At 68.6% G+C, this 25,215-nt stretch carries 17 protein-coding genes; 8 read left to right on the forward strand and 9 right to left on the reverse strand.

Going from position 1 to position 25,215, the window contains the following annotated elements; translation table 11 throughout:
* Positions 1-375: 375 nt before the first annotated feature.
* A complete protein-coding gene (ftsH, locus tag IT306_26600; protein MCC7372014.1) occupies positions 376-2,199 on the reverse strand; it encodes an ATP-dependent zinc metalloprotease FtsH in 1,824 nt (607 codons plus the stop codon).
* 861 nt (positions 2,200-3,060) lie between these two features.
* Here ftsH and IT306_26605 point away from each other — a divergent pair.
* On the forward strand, positions 3,061-3,741 hold the full coding sequence (locus IT306_26605; GenBank protein ID MCC7372015.1) for an SH3 domain-containing protein: 681 nt from the start codon (positions 3,061-3,063) through the stop codon (positions 3,739-3,741).
* Between the two features lie 9 nt (positions 3,742-3,750).
* Here IT306_26605 and rho read toward each other — a convergent pair whose 3' ends face one another.
* Positions 3,751-5,001, reverse strand: coding sequence for a transcription termination factor Rho (gene rho, locus IT306_26610; protein ID MCC7372016.1), 1,251 nt, complete (start codon positions 4,999-5,001; stop codon positions 3,751-3,753).
* Positions 5,002-5,360: 359 nt separating this feature from the next.
* Entirely contained in the window at positions 5,361-7,103 is a 1,743-nt protein-coding gene (locus tag IT306_26615; protein MCC7372017.1) for a glycosyltransferase family 39 protein, read from the reverse strand.
* Positions 7,104-7,497: 394 nt separating this feature from the next.
* Between IT306_26615 and IT306_26620 the strand changes: the two genes are divergently transcribed.
* A complete protein-coding gene (locus tag IT306_26620) occupies positions 7,498-8,697 on the forward strand; it encodes a serine/threonine-protein phosphatase (protein ID MCC7372018.1) in 1,200 nt (399 codons plus the stop codon).
* Positions 8,698-8,712: 15 nt separating this feature from the next.
* Here IT306_26620 and IT306_26625 read toward each other — a convergent pair whose 3' ends face one another.
* The 3 genes from IT306_26625 to fdrA form a co-directional block, all read right to left on the reverse strand.
* Positions 8,713-9,603 (reverse strand): YceI family protein, encoded by an 891-nt coding sequence (locus IT306_26625; GenBank protein ID MCC7372019.1) that lies wholly within the window; start codon positions 9,601-9,603, stop codon positions 8,713-8,715.
* A gap of 120 nt (positions 9,604-9,723) precedes the next feature.
* Positions 9,724-10,926 carry a DUF1116 domain-containing protein gene (locus IT306_26630; protein MCC7372020.1) on the reverse strand — a complete coding sequence of 401 codons (1,203 nt, stop codon included), beginning with the start codon at positions 10,924-10,926 and terminating at the stop codon, positions 9,724-9,726.
* A gap of 236 nt (positions 10,927-11,162) precedes the next feature.
* Positions 11,163-12,734, reverse strand: a complete 1,572-nt coding sequence (fdrA, locus tag IT306_26635; GenBank protein ID MCC7372021.1) for an acyl-CoA synthetase FdrA — start codon at positions 12,732-12,734, stop codon at positions 11,163-11,165.
* A 200-nt stretch (positions 12,735-12,934) separates the two neighbouring features.
* Here fdrA and IT306_26640 point away from each other — a divergent pair, with 200 nt between their 5' ends.
* The 5 genes from IT306_26640 to IT306_26660 all read left to right on the forward strand — a co-directional run bounded on the left by IT306_26640 (position 12,935) and on the right by IT306_26660 (position 20,576).
* The gene (locus IT306_26640; protein MCC7372022.1) at positions 12,935-15,343 is read left to right on the forward strand and encodes a helicase-associated domain-containing protein; all 2,409 of its coding nucleotides are present in this window, start codon (positions 12,935-12,937) and stop codon (positions 15,341-15,343) included.
* Positions 15,340-17,046, forward strand: coding sequence for a DEAD/DEAH box helicase (locus tag IT306_26645; GenBank protein MCC7372023.1), 1,707 nt, complete (start codon positions 15,340-15,342; stop codon positions 17,044-17,046). The genes IT306_26640 and IT306_26645 overlap by 4 nt, the downstream gene beginning before the upstream one ends.
* Positions 17,047-17,331: 285 nt before the next feature.
* The gene (locus IT306_26650) at positions 17,332-18,510 is read left to right on the forward strand and encodes a hypothetical protein (protein ID MCC7372024.1); all 1,179 of its coding nucleotides are present in this window, start codon (positions 17,332-17,334) and stop codon (positions 18,508-18,510) included.
* Between the two features lie 145 nt (positions 18,511-18,655).
* Positions 18,656-19,675, forward strand: coding sequence for a Gfo/Idh/MocA family oxidoreductase (locus tag IT306_26655; protein MCC7372025.1), 1,020 nt, complete (start codon positions 18,656-18,658; stop codon positions 19,673-19,675).
* Between the two features lie 16 nt (positions 19,676-19,691).
* Positions 19,692-20,576 carry a patatin-like phospholipase family protein gene (locus tag IT306_26660; protein MCC7372026.1) on the forward strand — a complete coding sequence of 295 codons (885 nt, stop codon included), beginning with the start codon at positions 19,692-19,694 and terminating at the stop codon, positions 20,574-20,576.
* A 106-nt stretch (positions 20,577-20,682) separates the two neighbouring features.
* Here the strand turns inward: IT306_26660 and IT306_26665 are convergent, their stop codons facing one another.
* From IT306_26665 to IT306_26675, 3 genes are all read right to left on the reverse strand, one after another.
* Positions 20,683-21,312, reverse strand: coding sequence for a LysE family translocator (locus IT306_26665; protein ID MCC7372027.1), 630 nt, complete (start codon positions 21,310-21,312; stop codon positions 20,683-20,685).
* A 194-nt stretch (positions 21,313-21,506) separates the two neighbouring features.
* Complete coding sequence (locus IT306_26670; protein MCC7372028.1) at positions 21,507-22,856, reverse strand: MFS transporter; 1,350 nt, start codon at positions 22,854-22,856, stop codon at positions 21,507-21,509.
* Between the two features lie 269 nt (positions 22,857-23,125).
* Positions 23,126-24,511 carry a nicotinate phosphoribosyltransferase gene (locus IT306_26675; GenBank protein MCC7372029.1) on the reverse strand — a complete coding sequence of 462 codons (1,386 nt, stop codon included), beginning with the start codon at positions 24,509-24,511 and terminating at the stop codon, positions 23,126-23,128.
* Between the two features lie 165 nt (positions 24,512-24,676).
* Here IT306_26675 and erpA point away from each other — a divergent pair, with 165 nt between their 5' ends.
* Positions 24,677-25,033: an iron-sulfur cluster insertion protein ErpA gene (gene erpA, locus IT306_26680; GenBank protein MCC7372030.1), complete on the forward strand. Its 357-nt coding sequence runs from the start codon at positions 24,677-24,679 to the stop codon at positions 25,031-25,033.
* The last annotated feature ends 182 nt before the right edge of the window (positions 25,034-25,215 follow it).

Below are 25,215 nucleotides of genomic sequence, written 5' to 3' on the forward strand. Positions count from 1 at the left end.
GGGTCACTCGACGCTTCCCCCGTCATCCCGAGCGACCCTGCGATTCACGCCAGCAGAGTCACTTGCTGACGTGTGCTGTGGCATCGTAGCAAGCACGCAACTCCCCATGTCATCTTGAGCGCAGCCAAGGACCTCACCCGCTGACGCGAACATCGACGGTCAGCGGGTAACGGGAGCATTGACGCTCGGAGCGTGAAGCACAAGCTAACGTCGCAGGGTGACACGAGCGTTGACGGTCAGCGGGTGAGATCCTTCGCTGCGCTCAGGATGACACCTGCAAGTCGCGCGCTTTCATCCCATTATTCCCACGACCCACGACCCACGACCCACGACCCACGACCCACGACCCACGACCCACGACCCACGACCCACGCCTCAGGCTTCGGCGAGGGTCGGCGGGGCTGGCTTGCGTCGCCGCCGCCACTGCACGCTCAGCGTGAACGGCAGGGCCGCCAGCGCGGGCGCCCAGGCCCGGCGCGCGGGCTTCGACGCGGCCACGGGCCGCGGCAGCGGCGTCGGTGCGTCGGGCACCAGGCGGACGGGCGGCAGCTGTGGCGTCGTCGTCGGGCGCGGCCCGAACAGGCGGGCCATCGCCTTGCCGTCGATGGTCTCCAGCTCCAGCAGCTCGTCAGACGCCTTCTTGAGCGTCTCCAGGCGCGGCTGCAGCAGACCGATCGCCAGGGCGCGCGCCTCGTCAACCAGCCGATGCAGCTCGTTGTCGATCTTCTCGGCGAGGTGCTCACCGTAGGAGCGGTAGAAGCGACCGTCGTCCTCGCTGCCAACCGCCAGCGCACCGAGGATCGGACTCATGCCGTAATCGCAGACCATCGCCCGGGCGATGCTGTACGCCTTCTTGAGGTCGTTGGATGCACCCGTCGTCACCTGCCCGAAGACCAGCTCCTCGGCCACGTGCCCGCCGAGCGCAGCGGCCATCGCCGCCTTGAACTGGGGCAGCGACCACATCTTGCGGTCTTCTCCGGGCGTCATGCGGGTGTAGCCGCCCATCTGGCCGCGCGAGACGATGGTCACCTTCTGGACCGGGTCGGACTCCGGCAGCAGGTGTGCCACCAGCGCATGGCCCAGCTCGTGGACGGCCGTCACCTTGCGCTCGCGGTCGGAGAGGCTGCGGCCCTTGCGGCGCGGCCCGGCGGTCACGCGGTCCAGCGCCTCTTCCAGGTCGTTCATCTCGATGCGGGTACGGCCGGCACGCGCCGTCAGGATCGCCGCCTCGTTCAGCAGGTTCTCAAGGTCCGCGCCAGAGAGGCCCGTCGTCTGCGGGATCACCGCCTCAAGATCCACACCCTCGGCGAACGGCTTGCCGCGAGCGTGCAGGGAGAGGATGTGACGGCGCGCCGCCGCGTCGGGGGCATCGAGCCGCACCTGGCGGTCGAAGCGGCCGGGGCGCAAGAGCGCCGGGTCCAGCACGTCCGGGCGATTCGTGGCGGCCACCACGATCACCCGCGAGCGAAGGTCGAACCCGTCCATCTCGACCAGCAGCTGGTTGAGCGTCTGCTCGCGCTCCTCGTGGGCGTGGCCGCTGGGGCCGCCGCGCCGCCGACCGACCGCGTCGATCTCGTCAATGAAGATGATGCTCCGACCGTGCTCGCGCGCCGCCTTGAACAGGTCTCGCACGCGGGATGCGCCCACGCCCACGTACATCTCGACGAAGTCGGAGCCGGACGCCCGCAGGAACGGCACACCTGCCTCGCCAGCCACCGCCCGCGCCAGGAGCGTCTTACCGTTGCCCGGAGGCCCGACCAGCAGGACGCCACGCGGGATGCGCGCGCCGACCGCGTGGAAGCGCTCCGGCTCACGCAGGAATTCGACGACCTCTGAGAGCTCTTCCTTGGCCTCGTCCGCGCCAGCCACGTCGGTGAACCGCGTCGGCGGGCGCTCGGCGACCAGGCCGATGCGGGATGGGCGCGTGGGCGTGCGCGGCGCGCCACCAGCGGCCATCGGCGGATCGTGCGGGCGAGAAGCCGCGCGGCGTCCACTGACAAAGAGATAGAGGGCGAGCAACGCCAGCGACAGCCCGAGCAGGGCGGCCAGCAGCGGCGCGGTCGGCTGATCTTCCGGCCACCGCACGGCGACCTGCACCAGCCCCGACCGGAAGGCCGTCACCACCGAGGTGACGAGCACGCCAAACAGGACAACAAACAAGAGTGGACGGAGCGAGGGCTTGGATTCGCCGTTCATCATTTGACACTCTCAGCCGGGCACAGCTCGGTCCGCCTGTGGCGCACACGCCGTGCCAGGGCGTGTAAGCTCTCCTAAAATCGAGCACCTGTACCGGCGGCCGAGGCCTGTCCTGGGCCGTCACTTCATACAACGGACCTGGGTGACGCCCTGTTCCCACCGCCCCCGCGACGAGAACTGACGAGAAACACCCCAGTCGAGTGTACCGCGTCGGGTGGCCACTGGTCGAGTTCATCAAGGCTTAATGTGGACAATTCGCGCAGACGCATCTTGCACATGCTGGGCCTGACCGATTCGTCACGCATCGGCGCATCGGACACCGCTGTCTGGACGCGTTGAACCAGCAAAACGGGCGATCGACCGTTGATTCCGTCCCGTACGCCCCCACGGGGCCGTTTCTCCTTGACAGGGCGAGCATCATCCCGTAGACTCCGCTCGTCACGAGGGATGTTGGGTACATCCCGAAGCGATGCGTCAGGCTGAATCCTCCCAGACGAGGAGCGGGGGAACCACGCATTTGGGGTGAATCCGGAGCATTGCGGCAGAGCGACAGGCGAGAGCCTGCTGTGAGTTGTGTGCGCCGGTAGGGCGACTCCCGTCCGAACCCGTCAGCTAACCCCGTAAGCCGCGCTCACCCGATACGCGAGGGCCGCTCTCCGGTTGTTGGCCCGAGATTCGACGCGCATCGGGGCGATCGCAGGGGAGGAACACGGCGTGTCGATGAACTCGGCACCGGGTTGGCATGCAGCACGTGCGTCTGTGACCGTGCAGGCGAGCGGCTGGCATCGCGACCCTCGGCCCCAGGACAGTCCGCGCGTGCGCGAGGCTTCCGTCGGCCAGCCCACCCAGAGGGGATCTATTCGCTTGCACGCACTGCTCACCGCCATGCTCCTGGTGATGGCGGCTTCCATGCTCTCTCCCGCTCCAACAACACACGCTCAAGCCGAGACATCCAACGCCCAGGCCGCCACCGCGGCCGACGCCTTGCAGCCCGGCCAGTCCGCCATCGTCACCGGCACCGAAGGGCGCGGTCTGCGCGTTCGCGGCGGCCCGGGCATGAGCCACCGCATCCTGACGACGGCCAACGAAGGCGCGTTGGTGCAGATCATCGCCGGCCCCGTCAACGACGGCGACGACGACTGGTATCAGATCAGCGTCGGCGCGTCGACCACAGGCTGGGGCGTCGCTCGCTACCTTGCGCCGAGCACGACCGTCCGCGCCATGTCGAACACCGAGGGGCAGCGCACCTTCATCGCGAAGATCACCGCCTACGCGGATGGCATCGGCGGCGTGCCGGTCGGGGCCAGGACGTACAGCGGCACCCGCACGCGCTGGGGCGTGGTGGCCGTTGACCCGAAGGTGATCCCCATCGGCTCGACGCTCACCATCGAGGGGTACGATGGCGTCACCTTCGTGGCCGAGGACATCGGCGGCGGCATCAGGGGCGAGGCCATCGACATCTGGCTGCCAGACGCCAAGGAAGCGAAGACCTACGGCACGCAGTATCGCCGCGTGACGATCCTTCGCGAGGGCCCCGCCCGCTAGGCCGAGGTTCTAGACCTCGGCCTTCGCCATCGTCGCCAGGAACTCGCGGTTGCTGGCGGTCTTCGACAGGCGCGTCAGCAGCAGCTCGGCGCTCTCGTTCTGACCGACCTGGGTCAGCATGCGGCGCAGCGTCCAGACCAGCCGGAGCGTCTGTTCGTCCAGCAGCAGCTCTTCGCGGCGCGTGCTCGACTTCTGTACGTCGATGGCCGGGAAGATGCGCCGCTCCGCCAGCCGGCGGTCGAGCTGCAGCTCCATGTTGCCCGTGCCCTTGAACTCCTCGTAGATCACGTCGTCCATCCGTGACCCGGTGTCCACGAGGCAGGTCGCGAGGATCGTCAGGCTGCCGCCCTCTTCCACCTTGCGCGCCGCGCCAAAGAAGCGCTTCGGTGGGTAGACGGCGGCCGGGTCGATACCGCCGCTCAGCGTCCGACCGCTCGGCGGGACGGCCATGTTGTAGGCGCGTGCCAGCCGGGTGATCGAGTCCAGCAGGATCACCACGTCGCGGCCCGTCTCAACCAGCCGCTTCGCCCGGTTCAGCGCCATCTCGGCCACCGTGATGTGATCCTCGACCGGCTCGTCGAACGTGGACGACACGACCTCGGCGCGGACCGACCGCTTGAAGTCGGTGACCTCCTCGGGTCGTTCGCCGACCAGCACCACCATCAAGTGGACGTCGGGATGGTTGACGGACAATCCGTTGGCAATGCGCTTGAGGATCGTCGTCTTGCCGGCCTTCGGCGGCGAGACGATCAGGCCGCGCTGCCCCTTGCCGATGGGCGAGATCAGGTCGATCAGCCGCTGAGTGAGCACGCGCGGCTCGGTTTCGAGGATCAGGTGCTCGCGGGGGAAGATCGGCGTCAGCGCGTCGAAGTGCGGGCGCTGGCGGGCGATGTCCGGAATCTGGCCGTTGACGGCCTCCACCCGCAGCAGCCCGAAGTACTTCTCAGCCTCTTTTGGCGGCCGCACATGGCCCGTCACCCAGTCCCCGGTCCGCAGCCCGAAACGCCGGATCTGCGACTGCGAGACGTAGACATCAGCCTGCCCCGGCAGCAGCCGCTCCTGCCGCAGGAAGCCAAAGCCCTCGTCGACGATCTGGAGAACGCCGCCGGCGAAGATGTTCCCCTGCCGCTCGGCCTGCGCCTGCAGGATCCGGAACACCAGCTCGGTGGTACGCGACCCTTCGACGTCGGAGACGCCGACGCTGGAGGCGATTGCCTCGATCTCCGCTCGCGAGCACGCCTCCAACCCCGCGAGCGTCAGCTCTGAGCCGGCAGCGTCACCAGGACTCAGCGCGTCGTCATGTCCTGCATCGCCGGCAGCACGAACTGGCCGACGCGGCGGCCGCGGGCGGTCGGCGCTGACGGAGGGCAACGAGGATACGGGGTGTTCGGAGAGAGTCACACGAACCTACCAGAGCGAGGTCGGACTCGGGAGATCACGGGCAGCCTGGGCGGAGCGGAGACACGACCGCACCAGGGAAATCGCGGCGCTTCGGGGATGACCAAGGATACCACCCCCCAGGGTCATTGCCATAATTTAATCGTGACCGGTCCACCTGGTCTCGAACTGCTCTGAAAGCGTTGCGCCGGACCGGCGCGGACGCCGGCAGCCCGTCTGTTCTAGGGCTGCCGACGCAACGCCCGCACGTCGAAGATGCGGTACGCGCCGAGGCTGACATCGGTCACGCCCGCCGGTTCCAGGTCTTCGAGCATGTCCAGGTAGCGACGGCGCTCGCGGTCACGTCCGTCGAGCAGCACGTAGTCCACCTGATAGCTCACCAACAGCTCACGCAGCCGGTCGGGCCCGAGGTTCACCGGCAACAGCGTGGCGGGGCGTCCCGTGAAGTAGGTAAATGGCCACGGCTGCGCGTGCGCCAGCACGGCCAGCGGCTCCGTCCGGGTATTGACCCAGTTGACGACGCGCATCAGGTCGCCGTCGCGGACCCAGCGTGGCGGCGCAGTCCAGACCAGCCCCTCATCCTTGCGCGTTCCAACGGGCAGCTCGCCGTAGCGAAACTCGCCGCGATACTGCCGGATCAGATGCGGGGTCCAGAGCACCAACGCGCCGACGACGATCAGATGGGTCAGCCCGAGTCGTGGCCCCGGCCGGGCCGTTGCTCGTCCAGGTGTCGGAAGCGGCAGACGGTCCAGTCGGAGCCGCCGCAGCCCGTCCACGACAAACGGGAACAGCAGCAGCATCGTCAGCAGCAGATAGCGGTCTTGAAACGTGGACCACGTCAGACCGTAGAAGGCGAAGTTTGTGACGGCGACGACCAGCGGCACGACGGCTGCGCGTGGGTACTCGCGCCGGGCCAGCGCCCAGACGACCATCGGCCAGCCGAGCGCCAACGGCAGCATCAGCTCCCACTCGGCGAACAGCAAGTAGGCATAGGACGAGAACGTCTCGCCTATCGTCCGCAGCACCAGCGCGCTGTTCTCAGAGATGAACTGCGCGGCGGTCGGCAGCGGCTTCTGGAAGCCGAACTCCATGACCTCCGGATCCTTGTAGAGCGCGTAGAGGTAGGTCTGTCCGGAGTAGAAGAGCGAGCCGCGCGTCACGATGCTGTAGGCCGAGATCGGAACGAACGAGAGGCCGACGCCGGCCGCGTAGGCCAGCAGCGGTCGGATGACGTCGCGCCGCCGGGCGGCCAGCATCATCGCCGTCACCGCCAACGCACCGACCAACGACAGCACCGTCGGCCTGGTCAGGTAGGCCAGCCCGAGCACGACACCGGCCAGGCCAGACGTCCGCACCGATGGCCGTTCGACGCGCTGCATCATCAGGTAGGTCGCCAGCAACGAGAGGCCGATCGCCAGCGCCTCGGTCATCGGCCAGAGCATGCGCTCGGTGACCAGTGGCGTCACGATGGTCAACAGCGCCGCCAGCACCCCGACCTCCCGCCCGAACAGCTGCCGCCCGATCAGGGCCACCAGCGTCACCGACAGCCCGCTCAGTACGGCGTTGAGCACCTGCGCCGCCACCGACTCGAAGCCCAACTTCAGCAGCAGCGCGACCAGGATCGGGAAGAGCGGAGGGCGCTCGGCCAGCCCGTGATGGAGCACGTCCGTGCCGCCAAAGTGAAACGCTTTGACGCCCAGCAGGAAACCCTGGCCCGCCGCCAGCCGCCGCGCAATGTCGAGATACTCGACGGCGTCCGGTCCAAGGATCAGCACCCGGGACACGATGGGCAGGTACAGCACGCAGGCCAGCACCCCGAGCGCGATCTCGGGCCACGCGCCAAACAGGCGCGCCACCGCGCTCCGCACAACGCGCCGCCGGACGGTGGACACGGCACGGCCGGCGTGCGGCTCGGATGGCGCGGCGACGGGGGGCGTCACCCGCTGGTGGATGGCATCGGACATCGCGGCCGGGAGTATACGGCCACGTCTCAGGCGGTCGGGAGTGTCACCAGGGCGATTGCATGTTCACTGGTGTACCCGATGCATCATGGAACGGGCGGTCGGGGACTGAAGTCCCCGCCTACAGTCATGCCGTCGCTGCGCGACGGCCGTCGGGAACGGCAGGCACTGGTGCGACTGGAGCGTCGCGCAGCGACTGCAGGATCGTAGGCGGGGCTTTCAAGCCCCGACGCCGCCGCACGACGACATCAACGTGCAATCCCCCTGGGAGTGTCACCTAGTTGCTAGTAGGAACGGCGACAGGCAACCTATACTCGGTGTAACGACGCGGGCGTCAGCCTCACACTGCTGAGCCTGGACGGGAATTGCGCGGGCAGACGCCTGACAGGGAGCACGAGTGACCGATCGGCCAGGAGAGTACGTCAACGCGGCCACCGACGGCCCGCGTATCGACGTCGGGCAGCTATCCGTGGTCGGGCGGGTCCGGACCGGCAACGAGGACAGCGTCCTCTGCGAGCCGCCCGAGAGCGCGCTGGCGTCGAGCAAGGGGCTGTTCTGCGCCGTGGCCGACGGCATGGGCGGCCACGCTGCCGGCGAAGAGGCCAGCAGGCTGGCCGTGCAGGTGGCGCATCGCCTCTTCTACGAGACCAACGGTATGGACCCGATGGAGGCCTTGCGGTTGGCCGTCGTGCAGGCCAACTCCGAGGTCTTCGAGGCCGGCGCCGGGGCCACGGGCCGCGATCACATGGGCAGTACCCTCACGGCAGCCGTCCTCTTCGAGCACCGGGTGGTGGTCGGGCACGTGGGCGACAGCCGCGCCTACATCGTCCACGGCGACACGATTCGGCCGCTCACACGGGACCACTCGTGGGTTGCCGAAGAGGTCGAGGCCGGCCGCATGACGCGCGAGCAGGCCCGTGTCAGCCCTCGCCGGAACATCATCACCCGGGCGCTCGGGTTACGCCCCGATGTCCAGGTTGATTCCTACGAGGCCGAGCTGACGCCCGGCGACTTCGTCGTCATCTGCTCGGACGGCCTGCACGGACTCGTCAGCGACGATGAGATCCTGGCCTACGTGCAGCGGTTGCGGCCCGCCGACTCGGTGGCCTCGCTGGTCAACCTTGCGAACAACCGAGGTGGCCCGGACAACATCTCGCTGGTCGTCGCTCGGGTGCGCGACCACGAGCGCGACGAGACTGACACGGCGCGCGGCATCCCGGCTCTGAATGACGCATCCTTCGAGACGGTCCGCGCCGAGCGGCCAGACCTCGCACCGACGAACCAGTTGCCAGCATCCGTCGCCTACGATCCGTCGATGTCCGAGATGCCGACGGCGCCGGGCCTGCCGGTCCCGCCACCGCCGACCACGCCCTACCCGCCGGCTGCCGTCCCCGCCGACGCTCCGACGGCGCCGTCGCCGATGCCGGCGCGGCCCACGCCGCAACAACTCGCCCCGCTGCCCAGCGAGCCGCGCGCGCGGCGCAACGGTGGCCTGACGCTCCTCATCGTCCTGCTGCTGCTGCTGGTGGCCGGCGCCGCCATCGGCTTCGGGCTGGCCTACATGGCCAATATCCCGTTGCTGCCCGGCTCGTCGTAGGCTCGCGTCAAACGCTCAGACATCCAGCTCGGCGACGAGGTCGATCTCCCAGGTCATCTCGTCCTCGACGCTGAGGATCGCCAGGCGCGGCGGCTCCAGCCCGAAATCGGTCAGCTTGATGCGGGCCGTCGCTACGCCGACGAGCGTCGTTCCGTCAAGTTTTGCCCGGGCCTCCCAGACAATCGGACGCTCCTGCCCCTTGATGGTCATGACCCCAGGAATCTGGAACGTCGCTTCCTGCCCCGGCTGGACCGAGCCCGGGCCGGCTGGACCGTTCGACCGGAACTCCGCGTACGGGAACTGGGCCGTCTGGAGGGTGTTCTGCTTGATGAAGTTGTCACGACGCGTCTGATCGCTCACGAGCGTCCGCAGGTCGATGCGCATACCCACGATCTGACCGCGCAGTTGGCCCGGGCCGTCCATGACGATGTCGCCGTCGATCTCGTTCGTGCGGCCCACAGCTTCCGCCAGCCCAGGCTGGTTCACGAACGTCTCGCGGGCGCGGTAGCGGGCTTCAGACTTGTCCTGCACGATCTGATAGCGGGCGACGCCAGCGCTGCCCGCCGCCACGGCAGTGGCCGAGACCCCTGCCGCCGCGACTGGGCTCGCATCTGGGCTGGCCGGCGCCGAGGCAGCGGCCGGGCTGGCCGGCGGGGCGATGGCGGCCGGGCTCGCGGCGGCCACTGGTGACGGACTTCCGGCCACAACAACCGGCGAGGGGCTGGGCAGCGGACTGGCTGTCGGCGCGAGCAGTGCGATCATCGCCGTGGGGGTGGAAGGCGCGGGCGAGCCGGCCGGCGTAGGTGGGCTGCTGACGACGCGTGTCGCGGCAGCGGAGTCGCTGCCACCGCCGCAGCCCGTAACCAGGATGCTCAACGCAAAGATGAGCAGCAAACGGAGAATCAACGTGCCACCTCGTGCGGACTCTGATGATCGTACACAGGTGGCATACGCGGCAGCATCGTATTCGGACCTGAACCGCTGACGTCACGGCGTCCGCGCAGCGCCCGGGGTCGATTGCAGAGGTCAGCGGAGGGCGTGCGCCAGTCCCACCACCGCCTGCTCGAAGCAGGCAATCGGCGCACGAACGGTGCCCGCCCCCACCTGCCCGACGCCAGCCTGTCGATGCGCGATCCCGGTGTTGATGATCGGCTCGATGCCCGTCGCTACCACGAGCCGCACGTCGATGCCGGTCGGTGCGCCGCCGAAGTCCAGGGCCGGAATGGCGAAGTCCGGGTTGCGGGCAACCGTGATCTCCAGCATCTCGTTGCTGATCGCGATGGCGTCCCCGAAGCCTCCCGCACCGACATACGGCACCACGGCCGGCGCGGCGGCCATGCTGAACGCCCCGACGCCCACTGTCTCTGTGATCGCGGAGTCGCCGATGTCCGGGTTGCCGTCCGCTGCCGTGTAGCCGCCAAAGTACAGGCCCTTCGGCGTGTTGACGGGCGCGGTGTACCAGCGGTCGCCGGTCGCCCCGAGCCGCACGCCAAACTCGACGCCGTTCCGGCAGAGCGCCGTCGCGATGCTGCTCTCAGCGCCCGCGGCGTGCGCAGCATCCGCGATAGCCTTGCACGCGGCCATCGCAACGTTCAGGAAGAACTGGTCGGTCTGGCCCATAAACTGCACCACCGATGCCTGCTGGTCGGCCGGCAGGCCGGCCCGCGCCAGCAGCGGCGCGACTTCTCGGAGCAGCAGCAGCGTGGCCGCGATGTTCCGCTGGTGCATCTCGTCGCCCATGGTCAGCGCGCGACCCATGATCGCCCGCAGATCGACGCCCGCTCCCTGGCGCAGCGCCGACCCGAGCGCCGGGCCAGCCACGTCACGCAGCCAGCGCAGCCGCTCGATGACCTCAGGGCCGTTCGCTCCGAACCGCAGCACCCGTCCCACGCCCTCGTTGAAGGTGCAGAACGCCGTCCAGCCGCTCGTGCGCTCCTCCACGAAGAGCAGCGGCATCGTGCCCGAGGTGATGCCACCCATCGGCCCGACCCCGCCCGCGCGGTGACACGGCAGGAAGTCGACGCCGCCCGACGCCAGCAGCGCTTCGGCCGCCTCGGGCGTCTCGGCCCACCCTTCGTAGAGCGCCGCCCCGACAGCCGCGCCCTGCATCGGGCCGGTCATATCGGGATAGCTCAGCGGCGGCCCGGCGTGCAGCAGCACGCGATCTCGCAGCTCGGGCACCACATCGCGGGCGGGGCGCACGTCCACCAGATAGGGGCGCGCCGCCATCAGCGCGGCGACCACACGAGCGTTGGCAGCCTCGATGCGGGCGGCTGTGGCCGGCTCCGCCAGTTGCCGCAACGCCTCCAGCACCAGCGGCCCACCGCTCGGCGGCCGCCAGTCGACGGTCACGATGTTCGGATCCCAGGGCCGCACGGCGTCGCCAAACTGCCCGACGCCGACATTGATGGCGCGCGGCCCCGCCGCCAGCAGGCGGCTCGCCGCGTTTGTCGTCAGATCGCCGCTCACCCCTCCACCTCCGCCAGCAGCGCGGCGACCCGCCCGGCCACCGCCGCCGCCAGGCTCGACGAACGGACCACGCGCACCCCGGCATCCTCCAGGAGCGCCCGCTGCCGACCGTACCCCTGGGCATCGTCTTCGGTGCCGCACAGCGACGCCAGGATCTCCAGCGACGCGCCGCGCGCCTGGGCCATCGCGCGAGCATCGAGCACGGCCGGCGTCAGCGCACCGGCCGGGTCGGCATGCGAGCCGGTTCCGAGGATCACGTCCAGCAGGATGAGCCCGACCTCGTCGCGCGCGGCCTCGGCGGTCAGCTCGGCGTTTCGCAGGCGTGGATCGATCAGGGGATGCGGCCGGCCGCGCGTGTAGGCGTCGTCGCCGAGATCGAGGATGCCGTGCGGCCCGATCTTCAGCACCTCGCCCGCTCGGCTCGCGCCATCGGCCAGCGAGGCGACGCCCAGCGCCCGGCTGACGGCGGACGCAGCCTCCTGTGCCAGCGTTCCGCCGGCGAACAGCCCGCGCACGGCGCGCTGCTTCGGCAACAGGCCCATCACGATCTGGCGGGCCACGCCCTCGGCCTCGTCGGGATCGGGGGGCGGTGGCGGAGGCTCGCCGTTCGCCAACGCCACGGCGCACCGTGCCGCGTGCTCGAGATCGACGGCAAGGGTCACCGAACGGGAGGTCGCCGCGGCGGCATCGGCCCCGCCGAGGAAGTAGACGACCGACGGCTTGCCCGTGGCGGCCAGCCGGTCGAGCACCGCGCGCTCAACGGCGGCATCGCCCGGCTTGGCGATCCCGACGAGCACCTGCGTAGCCGGGTCGACGGCCAGCGCATCGATAGCCGCGAGAAACGTTCGACCGCCCACAGCGCCGTAGAGGTCACGGCCACCCGTCCCGATCGCATGAGAGACCCCGCCCCCCAGGCGGTGGATCTGGCTGGTGATCTCTTGCAGCCCGGTCCCAGACGATCCGACGACGCCAATCGGGCCACGGCGGACGGCGTTCGCGAAGCCCAGCGGCGCTTCGCCGACGATGGCAGTCCCGCAGTCCGGCCCCATCACCAGCAGCCCGAGTTCAGCAGCCTCCTGCTTGAGCGCCACCTCGTCTGCCAGGGAGACGTTGTCGCTGAACAGGAAGACGTGCAGGCCGGCGGCCAGCGCAGCTCGGGCCTCCAGGGCGGCGTACTCGCCCGGCACGGAGATCAACGCAAGGTTGGCATCCGCTCGCGCCCGCGCAGCGGACCGCAGCGTCCTCGGCTGGCGCGCGGTCGAACCGCCCACCCCCGCGCCGCCGGCCGATCCGCCAGCAGCGGCCAGCAGACGCTCAGCCTCGGCCAGCACCGACGCCGCGAAGGCAGCGTCGGAAACCTCAAGCCCGATGCACAGGTCGTTTGGCCCGGCCCGTGCACAGTCAGGCGTCAGGAGGCCCGTGGCGTGCATGATCTCCAGGTTGGCCGGCGTGCCCATCATGGCCGACGCTTGCACGACGCCAGCGGTCTCGGACAGGGCGCTGCTCAACACCATCAGCGCCACGGAGTCGCGGTAAGTCTTCGCCTTCAACAGACCGATGATCGGCACGTGCGCGCTCCAGCATCATGCGGACATCGGCCCTGACATCCGGGTGGCGGGACGATACCATGCTTCGGAGGCGCTACACGAGGCGCCGCGTCCCGCCGTGTCCCAACAAGCGAACTGTACGCAGGCGCAGGGTTACCATTCTGTCACAATAGAGTCAACTGTCGGGGTGCCTCGGCGACTGACGGGGAGGTGTACGGACCGTGCAGCTTTCAGACCTGCTGAGACGGATGACTGCGAGCGAGCGAGCCACGCTCGTCGAGCGGCGCAACGTCCCCCCGTCCTTCCGCTCGAATGACAAGAGTCTCACCGAGGCGCTTTCCACACCATCATCGGTGATCGTCGCCTTGGCCGAGCTGGGCGTCGCCCAGATCCAGATACTTGACTGGCTGGCCACCAGACCGAACCTCCGCGCGTCCTGGTCAGACCTGCTTGCGGACCTGAAGGGGCGCGTTCCCGACGACCTCCTGCTGACCTTGCTTCAGGACCAACGGCTGATGGGGCTGCTCGACTTCAAGGCCGATGCCAGGAGCGGTTACGTCGAAACGTATCCGGCGGCCGTCGCGGTCCTGCCGTCGGCGCGGCAACGGAAGCTCATCGACCGCCTCAGGCCGCTCAACAGCGACGTCGTCGGACGGATGTGTTCGTCGGCGGGCATCCGCAATGCGCCGACGCGCAAGGACGACCGCGTCGCCGCCCTCAATGCACTTCTGACCGATCCCGACCGGTGTCGAGCGCTGGTTCGGAGCCTGTCGGCTGGGGCGCAGCAGTTGTTTGCGGAGATCGTCGAGCGGCGTTCAGCCATCACGCTGGATGAGCTGCACGGACGCTTCAAGCCGTCTGGCCACTACTACTACGGCGGAGCATACTGGACCGTGGATGCGATCTGGCTCGGAGCCCAGAAAAATGAGACGCCCGATCCAGTCACTGAGTTGATGCGCTGCGCCCTCCTGATTGGAGACGCACAGTACAACGCCTACTGGACCCCGACCTCATACTTCATCCCGGCCGACGTGCGCTCGGCGTTCTCGGGCGAAGGCTCGCTGGATGGAGTCGCGCTCGTGCCGCCGCGACTTGAGCCAGCCGATGTTGCCACGAGCGATAGCCCCAACATCGGGCCGTTTCTGCGTGACCTCGGCCATCTTGTCGGCTTCGTGGCGACGGGGCAATGCGAGTGGAGGCAGGATGGACAGCCGTACAAGCGCAGCCTGACCGCCCTCGGCAAGCTCATCGGCAACTCCAACGAGTCGTACCTGGCACAGCTCTGGCTCGCGGCGAACGCCAGCGGACTGCTGACCCCGGCCGGCCGGCCGGGATCGCTGGCCCAGCCACCCGTCACCGCCGCCAGACTGGGAGACGGGCCGCCGAAGCAACTGTTTCAGCGCGTCCTCATGGGACTGCTGTCGGTCAATACCGTTGTGCTGGACCGGGGCGGCCTGTACCAGCTTACGGACAGCCCGCTCGCACGGGTGCTACTCCTCCTGAAAAGCATGCCCACCGACACCTGGGTGACCGCTGCGTCCGTCGAGGCGTGGTCGCAGTTCACCTGGCCCATCACCTTCAAGCCCGAGCTTGTGGGTCTGTCGGGGACGCCCTATCCGGTCGTCAAGAACGATCTCGGGCGGCTGGTGCTTGTGCACGGGACGACGGCCGATGGCGTTGACGCGGTCATGTTTCCGTCCGCCATGTATGCCGCCGTCGATCCGAATCCGAAGGTCTCATCGACGGCCCTCCCGCCCTGGGAGGATTCCTGGATTGTCCAGCCAGACCGCACCATCGTCGCCCCACCCAACCTGCACATCGACGCGCTGGTCGACCTCTGGCAGATCGCCAATCTTGAGTCGAACCAGGGCGCCTCCGTGTTTCGCATCTCGGCGCAGTCGATCAGTCGCGCGCTGAACGAGGGGCTGACGCCGGCCAAGATCCGTGAGAAGCTGACCCAAGGCTCACGTGTCCCGCTGCCCGCCACGATCGAGCGCCTGATCGACGATCAGTCGGCGCGCTACGGTCGGATCAAGGTCGGAGCGGCGTCGACGTTCGTTCAGACGGACGTGCCGGAGCTGCTCGACGAGCTTCGAAGAAACGCCAAGCTCAAGGATCTCGCCTGGGTGGACGTCGTGCCGGGCGTCGCCTTTGTGCAGGGGAACAGCCCTGACGACGTGATCGCCGCGCTGCGAAAGGCCGGCCATCTGCCGGTGCGGGCCGAGGCCGAGAAGAAGGTCACGCCCAGTCCCGCCGGGAAGAGCGTGCTGCAAGTCATCAACAGCCGCCCGCTCGCGCCGAAGGAGATCAGGCGTTTGGTACGGCAGGCAGAACACGAAGATCGAGTGATCTACGTCACCCACAGTTCGGCTGGGAAGCAGAAGACCGACGAGATGCTCCCCATCGATCTGCACTCGAATGAGCTCCATGCCGAACTCGTCAGCACCGGCCGAGACGTCGAAATCGACTTCCTGAAGATCCACCGCATCGAGCTTGGCGAACCTGCTTCGGAGCTCGACGATGACGAGTACGATCCCTTCGATGAGTCAGACGAAACTCGTCTGGACTTCATCCAGGCCCTGGACATGATGATCGGACGGCCTCGCAACGGAAAGAAGCCGCGCAGATGAGCATCGGGTACCGGCCGGACCGGCCACTGATCGTTCAGGCGGATCGCTCGCTGCTCCTCGAAGTAGACAATCCACTCTTCGGTGAGTGCCGGGACCGGCTGGCCGGCTTCGCAGAGCTACGCAAGAGCCCCGAGCATATCCACACCTACGCGGTCACTCCACTCTCGTTGTGGAACGCCTGCGCGGCCGGGTTGTCCGTCGAGTCCGTCCTCGATACGCTTCAGACCTACTCGAAGTACGACATCCCTGGCAACGTCCTGGCCGACGTACGCGACCTGATGGGACGCTACGGACGGCTGCGGCTGATGCACGGTCCGGACGGTCTCACGCTGGAGACCGACGAGCCAGACATCCTCGAACAGGTGCGCCGCAACGCCCGCCTCAGCACCCACCTCGGCGAGCAGCAGGACGAGCGCCGTGCGCTGGTGCCGGTCGGCGAGCGCGGCCGGCTCAAGCAGGCGTTGCTCAAGGCCGGTCTGCCGGTCGAGGATCTGGCGGGCTACGCGGACGGTTCGCCGCTCGCCCTCGACCTGCTCGAATCGACCAACGGCCACACGGCCAGGGGAACCGCCAGCTTCGCGCTACGCGGCTACCAGCGAGACGCCATCGACGCCTTCTGGAGCGGTGGCGGCCCGCGCGGCGGCAGCGGCGTCCTGGTGCTGCCCTGCGGTGCTGGCAAAACGCTCATCGGCCTGGGCGTGATGGCCCGCGCCCGGACCAGCACGCTGATCATGTGTACGGGCATCTCGGCCATCCGCCAGTGGCAGCGCGAGCTCCTGTCGCGGACGTCGGCCACGCCCGACATGATCGGCGAATACACCGGCGAGCGGAAGGAGATCCGCCCGATCACCCTGGCGACCTACCAGGTGATGACGGCCCGCTCGAAGGGGCAGAAGGACACCTATCCGCACCTGGACCTGTTCACCCGTGAGAACTGGGGGCTGATCGTCTACGACGAGGTGCATCTGCTGCCGGCCCCGGTCTTCCGTATCACGGCGGAGATCCAATCGCGCCGACGGCTCGGGCTGACTGCCACGCTGATCCGCGAGGATGGCAACGAGGAAGACGTCTTCTCGCTGATCGGCCCCAAGAAGTTCGACGCCCCCTGGAAAGACCTGGAGGCCCAGGGCTGGATCGCCCCGGCTGTCTGCACCGAGGTCCGAGTGCCGATGTCGCGCGGGTTGCGAATGGAGTACGCCAGCGCGGAAACGCGCCAGCAGTACCGTGTCGCAGCCACCAATCCCGACAAGCTGCTGGCGATGCTGCACCTGCTGGAGCGGCACCGGAAGGATCACGTCCTGATCATCGGACAGTACCTCGATCAGCTCGAGACCGTCTCGGACGTGCTCAAGGCGCCCATCATCACCGGCAAGACCCCGAACCGCGCGCGAGAGAAGCTGTACGACCAGTTTCGCTCCGGCGAAGTCAGGCGGCTCGTCGTCTCGAAGGTCGCCAACTTCGCCATCGATCTGCCCGAGGCGAACGTCGCCATCGAGCTGTCGGGCACGTTCGGGTCACGGCAGGAAGAGGCCCAGCGGCTCGGCCGGGTGCTGCGCCCGAAAGCCGACGGTGGACAGGCCTACTTCTACGCCGTGGTCAGCCACGACAGCGTCGATCAGGAGTACGCCGATCATCGCCAGTTGTTCCTGACGGAGCAGGGCTACCGCTACGAGATCGAGGACTTCACCCCGGCTCGCGCCTGAGGATCGGCGCGGGCTGCCACTGAAGGCCCCGACGCGGCTGCACGCCGATCCACTCCAACATCTCTGCGCCCCAGGAACGATACGACGCGAGACACGTGCACCATTCCCGCGACGCTTTGGGTTATCTCTCGAACACCGTAGCTGACGGTTGCGCCACAGCCACGGCGGCCAGAACCTGAGATGCTCGATGCAGGTCAGGCGACTTCTCTCCGAAGCCCGGACCTGACGAGTCGGTCGGTCGAGCAGCAGTTCAGGTGACGGTATCGTCACACGCAGGAGGCCCCCGTGAGCGGCGCAACCGAGAGCAACGAAGATCTGGTGTCCGGACGCGTCAACCGAGCCAACCACATGACGACCCTCTGGGTGGAGCAGCCGGACCCAGACGAGCCCGACGACTTTCAGGGCGATGCGATGTTGTTCGTCGGCGTCTCGCAGGACGTCGAAGACCCGGACGACTGGGCGGACGACCCGGGCAAGTGGTCGCCACTCCACGCCGTCAACGGCATCGTCGGGAGCGGCTTCAGCAGGTTCGCTCCGTACGCCGCACCTGGCGGCGTCGGGGTAGTCGGGCAGGGCGGCGGGAACGCCGGCACCGGGGTGCTCGGCGTCGGCTCGGGCGCGGAGAATGGTGGTCTGGACGGCAAGGGCGGCCTGGGCGGCATCGGTGTCCATGGCATCGGCGGCGACCGCGAGCCGTCGCCCACGTTCGATCCGACGATTCCGCCGGGGCCGGGCGTCGTCGGTCAGGGCGGCCGTCAGAGCGATCCGAACACAGACCGCCTGCCGCACGCCGCCGGTGTCATCGGCGTGGCTGGCAGCCGGGGCATGCCGGTTGCCCCGTTCAGCCAGACGGCCGGCGTCGGCGTCTACGGCCAGGGAGCGGAATCCACGCTGACCATGTCGCCGGCTGGCGCGGCCGGCGGACCGCTCTTTCCAGGGCCTGGCGTGTTGGGCCGTGGCGGCGTGCCAACTCCGCGAAACGGCTCGGTAGCGGCCGGCGTCGTCGGGCTGGCCGGCGACTCGATGATCCCTTCGTTCATGCTGACCCGGGATACCGGCGTCTACGGCGCGGCGGACGGCATCGGCACGGGCGTCGTCGGTGACGGCCCGACCGGCGTGCATGGCTACGGCGCCACGACGGCTGGCGTCCACGGTGAGGGACGCCTTCCCGGCAGCCGGGGCGGCGTCTTCCAGGCGAATGATCCAGCCACGCCGCAGGTCACGCTGGTGCCGGCCGACGCCGGCACGGCGTTCTTCGACGGGCGCACCGTCGCGCCAACGGCGTTCGCCCCCTCGCTGGTCGCCCCGTACCTGCCACGGCGCGGCAACGACGGCGACCTGATGGCGCTCAAGGACAACCAGCGCGTCTGCACCCTCTGGTTCTGCGTGCGTGGCCAGGACGGCTCACGGCCGGCGCAGTGGGTACAGGTACTGACGGGGCCGGCCTTCGAAGGCGAGCGGTAGCCGCCCCTCGTACCAGCTCAGCGGCGAAAGGCGTGCCTCGGTCCTGAGAGGGACCGAGGCGCGTCTTCCTGTTGGCGGTTTCGGGAACAACCCTCAGCGATGCGTCCTCCTGGGAGTACAATCCGACACTCCTTCAGGAGGGGACATGATGACCCAGGTCGCGACACTCGGCGTCGGCATCATCGGTGCGAGCCGCGTCGCACCTCAGCACGCTCTCGCCGTCTCCACCGACGAGCGCACCCACCTTGCCGCCATCGCAGACCCGGACACTAGGCGCGCCATGCCGATCGCCGAGCAGTACGGCTGCGAGGTGCTGGCCGACTATCGCGAGATGCTCAAGCGGAAGGACATCGCGACGGTGATGCTCGGGCTGCCGAACGATCTGCACGCGAAGATCGGCATCGAGGCGCTGGAGGCCGGCAAGCACGTCTTCGTCGAGAAGCCGATGGCCAACACGCTCGAAGAGTGCGACGCGATGATGGCGGCGGCCCGGAGGGGCGGCGTCCAGGTCTTCGTGGGCCACTCGCAGCGCTTCTTCGCCACGACGGTCGAGGCGCGCCGCCTGGTGACCTCCGGCGAGCTGGGCGCGCCGATCATGGCCCGCGACGTCTGGAGCAAGGCGTTCGGCATCGAGTCCCGCCCGCCCTGGTTCGTGGATCGGGCGCGCGGCGGCGGCATGTGGCTGATGAACGGCGCGCACATGATCGACCGGACCTGCTGGGTGCTCGGCAGCGGCGTCGTCGCCGTCAAGGGCTGGGTCGGCAACCCGATCCACAACGCGGCAGCCGACGACGCCTCGGCGGCCTACCTGCAGCTCAAGAACGGGCTGAACGTCTCGCTGTTCCACGCCGGCTTCAAGAATCGTGGCAAGGATCAGTGCGGTGTCGAGATACTCCTGACAGACGGGATGATCGAGTTCGACTCGTACAGCAATCGGCTCCAGGTCGCAGGGAACGGCGACTACGAGGAGCGCGCTGTCGAGCGCGTCAACCCGTTCGTCGCCGAGTTCGTGCGGATGGTGGACAGCATCACGACGGGCGCGAAGCTGGCCGTCACGCCGGAGTGGTCGCGGCACATCGTCGCGGTGATGCTGGCGGTCGAGGAGTCCGGTCGGACCGGTCGCGAGGTCCGCATCGCCGACGCCGACTACGCCGACCCGGCCTGACTCAGCGGAGGATCGTATGCTCGCGCCCGCGCCCGCCACCAGCGACCGGCCAGCAGCCCAGCGATTCGACCTGGCGCTGGTGCTGAGCGGCGGCGGGGCGCGCGGGTTCGCGCACATCGGCGTGCTCCAGGTCGTCGACGAGCTGCGGCTGCCGGCCGATCTGGTCGTCGGCGTCAGTATGGGCAGCATCGTCGGGGCCGGGTACGCGGCCGGCTTCACGCCTGACCAGATGTTGGAGCTGGCGCGGGCCATGCGGGTGCGGTCGGTCTTCCGGCCCCGCCCGGGCCGCCAGAGCTTCGCGGACCCGGCCGGCCTGCGCGAAGCGATCCAGACCATCTTCGGAGATCGGACGTTCGCCGATCTGCAACGCGAGTTGCTGGTGGTGAGCGCCAGCGTGCTCGACGGCCAACCGTTCGTCTTCCGCGACGGCCTCCTGGTCGATGCGCTGGTCGCCAGTTGCTCGATCCCGCTGCTCTTCCCGCCGATCAGCCACCAGGGGGCGTACCTGCTCGACGGCGGACTGGTCAACGCGCTGCCGCTGGGGCTGGCGCGGCAGCTTGGCGCGCGGCAGATCGTGGCGGTGGACGCGTCCAGTCACGTTCGCCACCTGTTCAAGCTGCCGGTGGTTCGGCACGCGGCGCGAGGGGTTGTGCGGGCGTTGGAGCTTCGTCGTGCCCCGGCGGACCTCAGCCGACTCCGCATCGTCTCGCGCATCCTGCACCATGCCAGCCAGCCGCTCGACGCTGCTCCCGTCGACGTGCTGATCCGGCCGTCGTTCGGCTACCGCACGACCTACCACTACCAGCACTGGCAGGAGATGGTGGCTCGTGGCCGCGCCGCCGCCGAGCAGGTGCGTCCAGAGCTGATGGCGCTCAGGGATGTCACCGGCGCCAGCGCGTAGTACCTCACCCCCGACCCCACGTCGGCGCGGAGAGTGGGGGGAGTGAGGGCAACCGCACGATGACGGCATCGTGCAGCCTCGTCGGGGCGTGAAAGCCCCGCCTGCCCTACGACTCGGCCGCCAGTCGCACGCTCACCCCGACGAACAGCGCGCCCGTCAGGGCCGTCAGCCCGCGCTCGGCCCGCCGATACACCCGCGACACGGCCCGGGTGGACATTGTCAGCGCCACCAGCACGTACCAGGTGAGGGTCGTGCCGACGATGGTCACCAGGAAGCTGAGGGTGAACCACGACGGCGCATCGGCCGGCACCAGCACGGCGAAGAGACTCCCGAACAGGGCCAACGCCTTCGGGTTGGCGAGATTGGTCAGGAGTCCGTAGCGAAACGCCCCGACCGTCGAGCGCGGCGCTGCTCCGCCGGTCTCAGCATGTTCGCTGCGCCAGGCCGAGAGCAGCAGGCGCAGGCCGATGTAGGCCAGATACGCCGCGCCGGCGAGCCGCAACACCGTAGACAGGCTCTCAAACGTCAGCAGCAGCGCGTGCAGCCCGAAGAGGCTCGCCACAGCCCAGCCAACCATGCCAACCGTCACGCCGCCAGCCACCGCCAGGCCGCTACGACGCGAGCCACCGACCGAGGCATGGACCGTCGCCGCGAAGTCCGGCCCGGGCGTCATCAGCGCGGCCACCCACACGACGACCGCCGTGACGAACGCGGTCAGCGTATCGACTTCGGACATGCAGACCTCCCGTCGTGGGCGCACCATGGATTGTAGGAGGCCACAGCGGGCGGATGTCTGTCCCCATGAGCGAGCATCCAGGGCAATCGCTTGATGAAGGCGGCGCGCGTCGTGATCGGGGCTTGAAAGCCCCGACCGCCCGTTCCATGATGCGTTGGGAGCACCAGCGTACATGCGATCGCCCCGAGTGCGCGTCAGCGAGAGGTGGCGGCCGACACGCGGCGCAGGCCGGCCCACCCACCAGCGGTGAACAGCAGCAACGCACCGGCCAGCAGCACGAACACCTGCTGATACCCCAGCACGTTGATGCCCGCGCCGACCACCGCTGTCCCCACCGAGCCGCCCGTGAACAGCCCGCAGGCGAACACGGCGATGGCCGTTCCGCGCGCACTGGGCAGGATCTCGGTCGAGCGGGCCTGAAGCACGGCGTGTGCGCCGGTCCAGCCAAACCCGAGCAGGATCAGCATGACCGTGGCGACCTCCCAGCTCGGGACCAGCGAGATCAGCAGATACCCGAGCGCGCTGGAGACGCCGCCGAACACGAAGCGGCTGCTCTCTCCGAAACGGCGCGCCGCCCACGGCAACAGCTTGCCGGAGAGCACCAGCGCGGCCCCGTACACGCCCAGGCACAGCCCAATGGCCACATACGACAGCCCCCACCGATCCCGCAGGTAGGCCCCGAGAAAGGTCATGCCGCCCATCAGCAACATGCCCTCGACAAAGGCCAGGAGGATCGCGACCAGCCGCCAGCCGGCCCCGAGCAGTTGCCCAAAGCCCTCGAGCATGCTGGTGCGTGGCCCGATCTTCTCCGCCCCGCGCACCCAAAACAGCGCCAGGACGATGAGGAAGGCCATGACGCCGTCGAGGTAGAAGATGGCCCGCCAGCTGACGAACCCGGCCAGGATGCCGCCCAGCGAGAGGCTGAGTAGCTGGGAGACGGCGCTGCTGGTGATCAGCACCGAGATCGCGCCGGGGCGGTCGCGGTACTCGAAGGCGTCCCCGACGTAGGCGAGGCCCATCGGGAAGGAGGCGGCGGCGACGGCACCGGTCAGGAAGCGCATCACGACCAGTGTCTCGAACGAGCCAACCAGGCCACAGAGCGTGGTGCCGAGGGCGAACACCAACAGCGTGCCGCGAGCCACCGGCAGTCGACCAAACCGATCCGCCAGCGGCCCGTAGACAAGCTGGAATGCGCCGTAGGGCAGCATGTAGGCTGTCGCGACCAATCCTGCCGTCGCCACATTCACGCCGAGATCGGCGGAGAGGCTCGGCAGGAGCGGCACGATGGCCCGCATGTCGAGGTTGACGGCGAACGCGCCGGCTGCAAGCACCCAGAGGGTCAGCCAGCGCGAGGATGGGCGTGAGATCAACGGCAGCAGCCAGTCCCGATCGGGACGCTGCTCGTGGGGCCGGCCTCGGCCCTGGTCGTCGTCGTTGTCGTTCGCGTTGCCATTGTCGTCGTGATTCTCGTTGCTGTTGTTGTTCGTGTTGCCGTTGTCGTGGTGGATGCTGCCGTCGAAGATCTCGAACGTCGCCTGTTGCACATCGCCGGACGTAGTATCGTCGGCGTCCAGGCAGAACTGGTACAGGCCGATGTTCAGCTAAGTCGCCGTCGAGCCGTCTCCCCCGTCGGCCCTCACTCAGTTGACGGCCAGCGCCTGCTGCCACGGCGCACGTCCGGGCAGTCCGCGCGCCGTTGCAACCCCTACCTGTAGGCGCGGACGCGATGGTAGCACCCCAGGCAGGCCGCCGGCTGTCACCCGTTCGACATTGCCCAGCGTTTCAGCCTGGGGGTGCAACGGCCGGGGCGGCGCTACCGCAGGCTGTCGAACTCGGTCAGGGCGCGGTCGCGCAGGGTCAGGAGCGGCTCGCTGTAGCGGACCGGGTACCGTTCGGGGTCGGTCAGGCGGCGATACTCGGCCGGCAGGCGTTCGAGGTTGCGCCGCGCCAGCTCCCAGATCTCGGACAGCGGCGGCAGGCTCCCAGGCACCATCCGCCCGCCGCGCATGACCGGCTTGAGCAGTCGCTCGCTGCCGTCGGATGGGGCCGGCTCGTCGGCCAGTTGAATCACGTCCTCCTGGAACACGCCGCGACGATAGACCTCCTTCGCGCCGGGAAGGGTCGTCTTGTCGCCGGCCACCTTCACCTTCGGGACGGTTCGGCCCTCGTCATCAACGTAGGCCACGTTCTTGTAGACGCCGCCCAGCGACCCGCCTTCGATGTCGTGTTCGACCGACCCTGCCCCCACGCCGATGCTGGTCCCGACGCCAAACGCGTCGAACGGTGCGCCCTTCGCCACCAGCTCCGCGATGCTGTACTCGTCCAGGTCGCCGCTGCCGAGGATGCGACACTCAGGCAGGCCGCCCTCGTCCAGCATCCGCCGCACCATGACGCTCTGCGCCGCCAAATCGCCGCTGTCCAGCCGAACCGCGGCCAGCACGTGCCCGTGGCTCTCACGGTACTGGTGCGCCACCGCGATGGCCGTCTGGATGGCGCGCGGCACGTCGTAGGTGTCCACCAGCAGAGTGTACCGATTGAACGTCTCGGCCACGGCGGAGAACGCCTGCCGCTCGTCGTCGAACAGTTGCACCAGCGCATGGGGAATGGTGCCGCTGGCCAGCAGCCGGTACTGCGCCGCCGCCGCCAGGAACGAGGTGCTCCAGCAACCGCCGATCCGCGCAGACCTGGTCACGACGAACGGCTCCTGCGCCCGCCGCAGCGCGAACTCGGAGACTGGCCGCCCTTGAGCCGCCCAGACGATCCGCGACGCCTTGGTGGCGATCAGCGTGGCGAGGTTGACCGCCTGGAGCAGGCCCGATTCCAGCAGCAGCGCCTCGCGGAAGGGCGCGGTCACGCGCAGCAGCGGCTCGTGCGGAAAGGCGATGGACCCCTCCGGCATCGCCACGATCTCCCCCGTGAAGCGAAGCTGCCGCAGCTCGTCCAGGAAGGACGGATCGTAGTCGCGGATCTGGTCGAGGAACGCGATGTCGTCCTCGGAGTAGCGGAAGTCGCGCACGAAGTTCAGCGCGGCTTCCAGCCCTGCCACCAGCAAGAAGGCGCCGCCGAACGGGGCGCGCCGCGCGAACAGCTCGAAGGTGGTCAGGCCGTTCAGCCCCGCACGCCAGCTCACATACGCCGAGTCCGGATGGTACATGTCGGTCAGGAGACCGGGGCGCTGCACGTTGCGGGACGGAGACATGATAGGCTCCAGACAGGGCCGGCTCGGCCAGCCCGCGGGGGAGATTGTATCGAGAGCGTCACCCCTCAGCTATTGTACTCCAAAAGAGTACATATTGTGCAGCTTCCCTGCGCACCCGAATTCCTGATAAAATTGGTCGGAGTTTCCGATCCAGGGGCCAGACAGATGCTCACCATGACCGACAACGCCGTCATCCAGCTCAAGCAGATCATCCAAAAGGACGGCAATCCCAACAAGGCGCTGCGGGTCTACGTGACCCCCGGCGGCTGCTCTGGCTTCTCCTACGGCATGCAGCTTGACGACGAGCGCGCCGACGACGACACCGCGTACAGCATCGACGGCGTCACGGTGGTCGTGGACGAGTTCAGCCTGCCCCAGGTGGACGGCGCGCAGATCGACTATGTCAACGCGCTGATGGGCGGCGGCTTCGTCGTGCAGAACCCGAACGCCGTCAAGAACTGCGCCTGCGGTCAGTCCTTCGACACGGCGGCCGGCGGCGGAACCGCGCGCCCCTGCAGCTAGCCCCCCCAGCGGCCCGCACGTGCGACGACCATCACTCGGCTGAGCGGTCGACCGCCGTGAGCCGCCGGTGGCTCGTCTGGTGTCAATCACGGAGTCGCTCAGTACCGGTCGTCATCCCGACCCCGTTCGGCACGCGCAGGGCAAGCTCCGCGAGGAACGAGCACACCCTCCGTCATCCCGAC

Source organism: Chloroflexota bacterium, from assembly GCA_020850535.1.
Taxonomy (GTDB): Bacteria; Chloroflexota; UBA6077; order UBA6077; family JACCZL01; genus JADZEM01.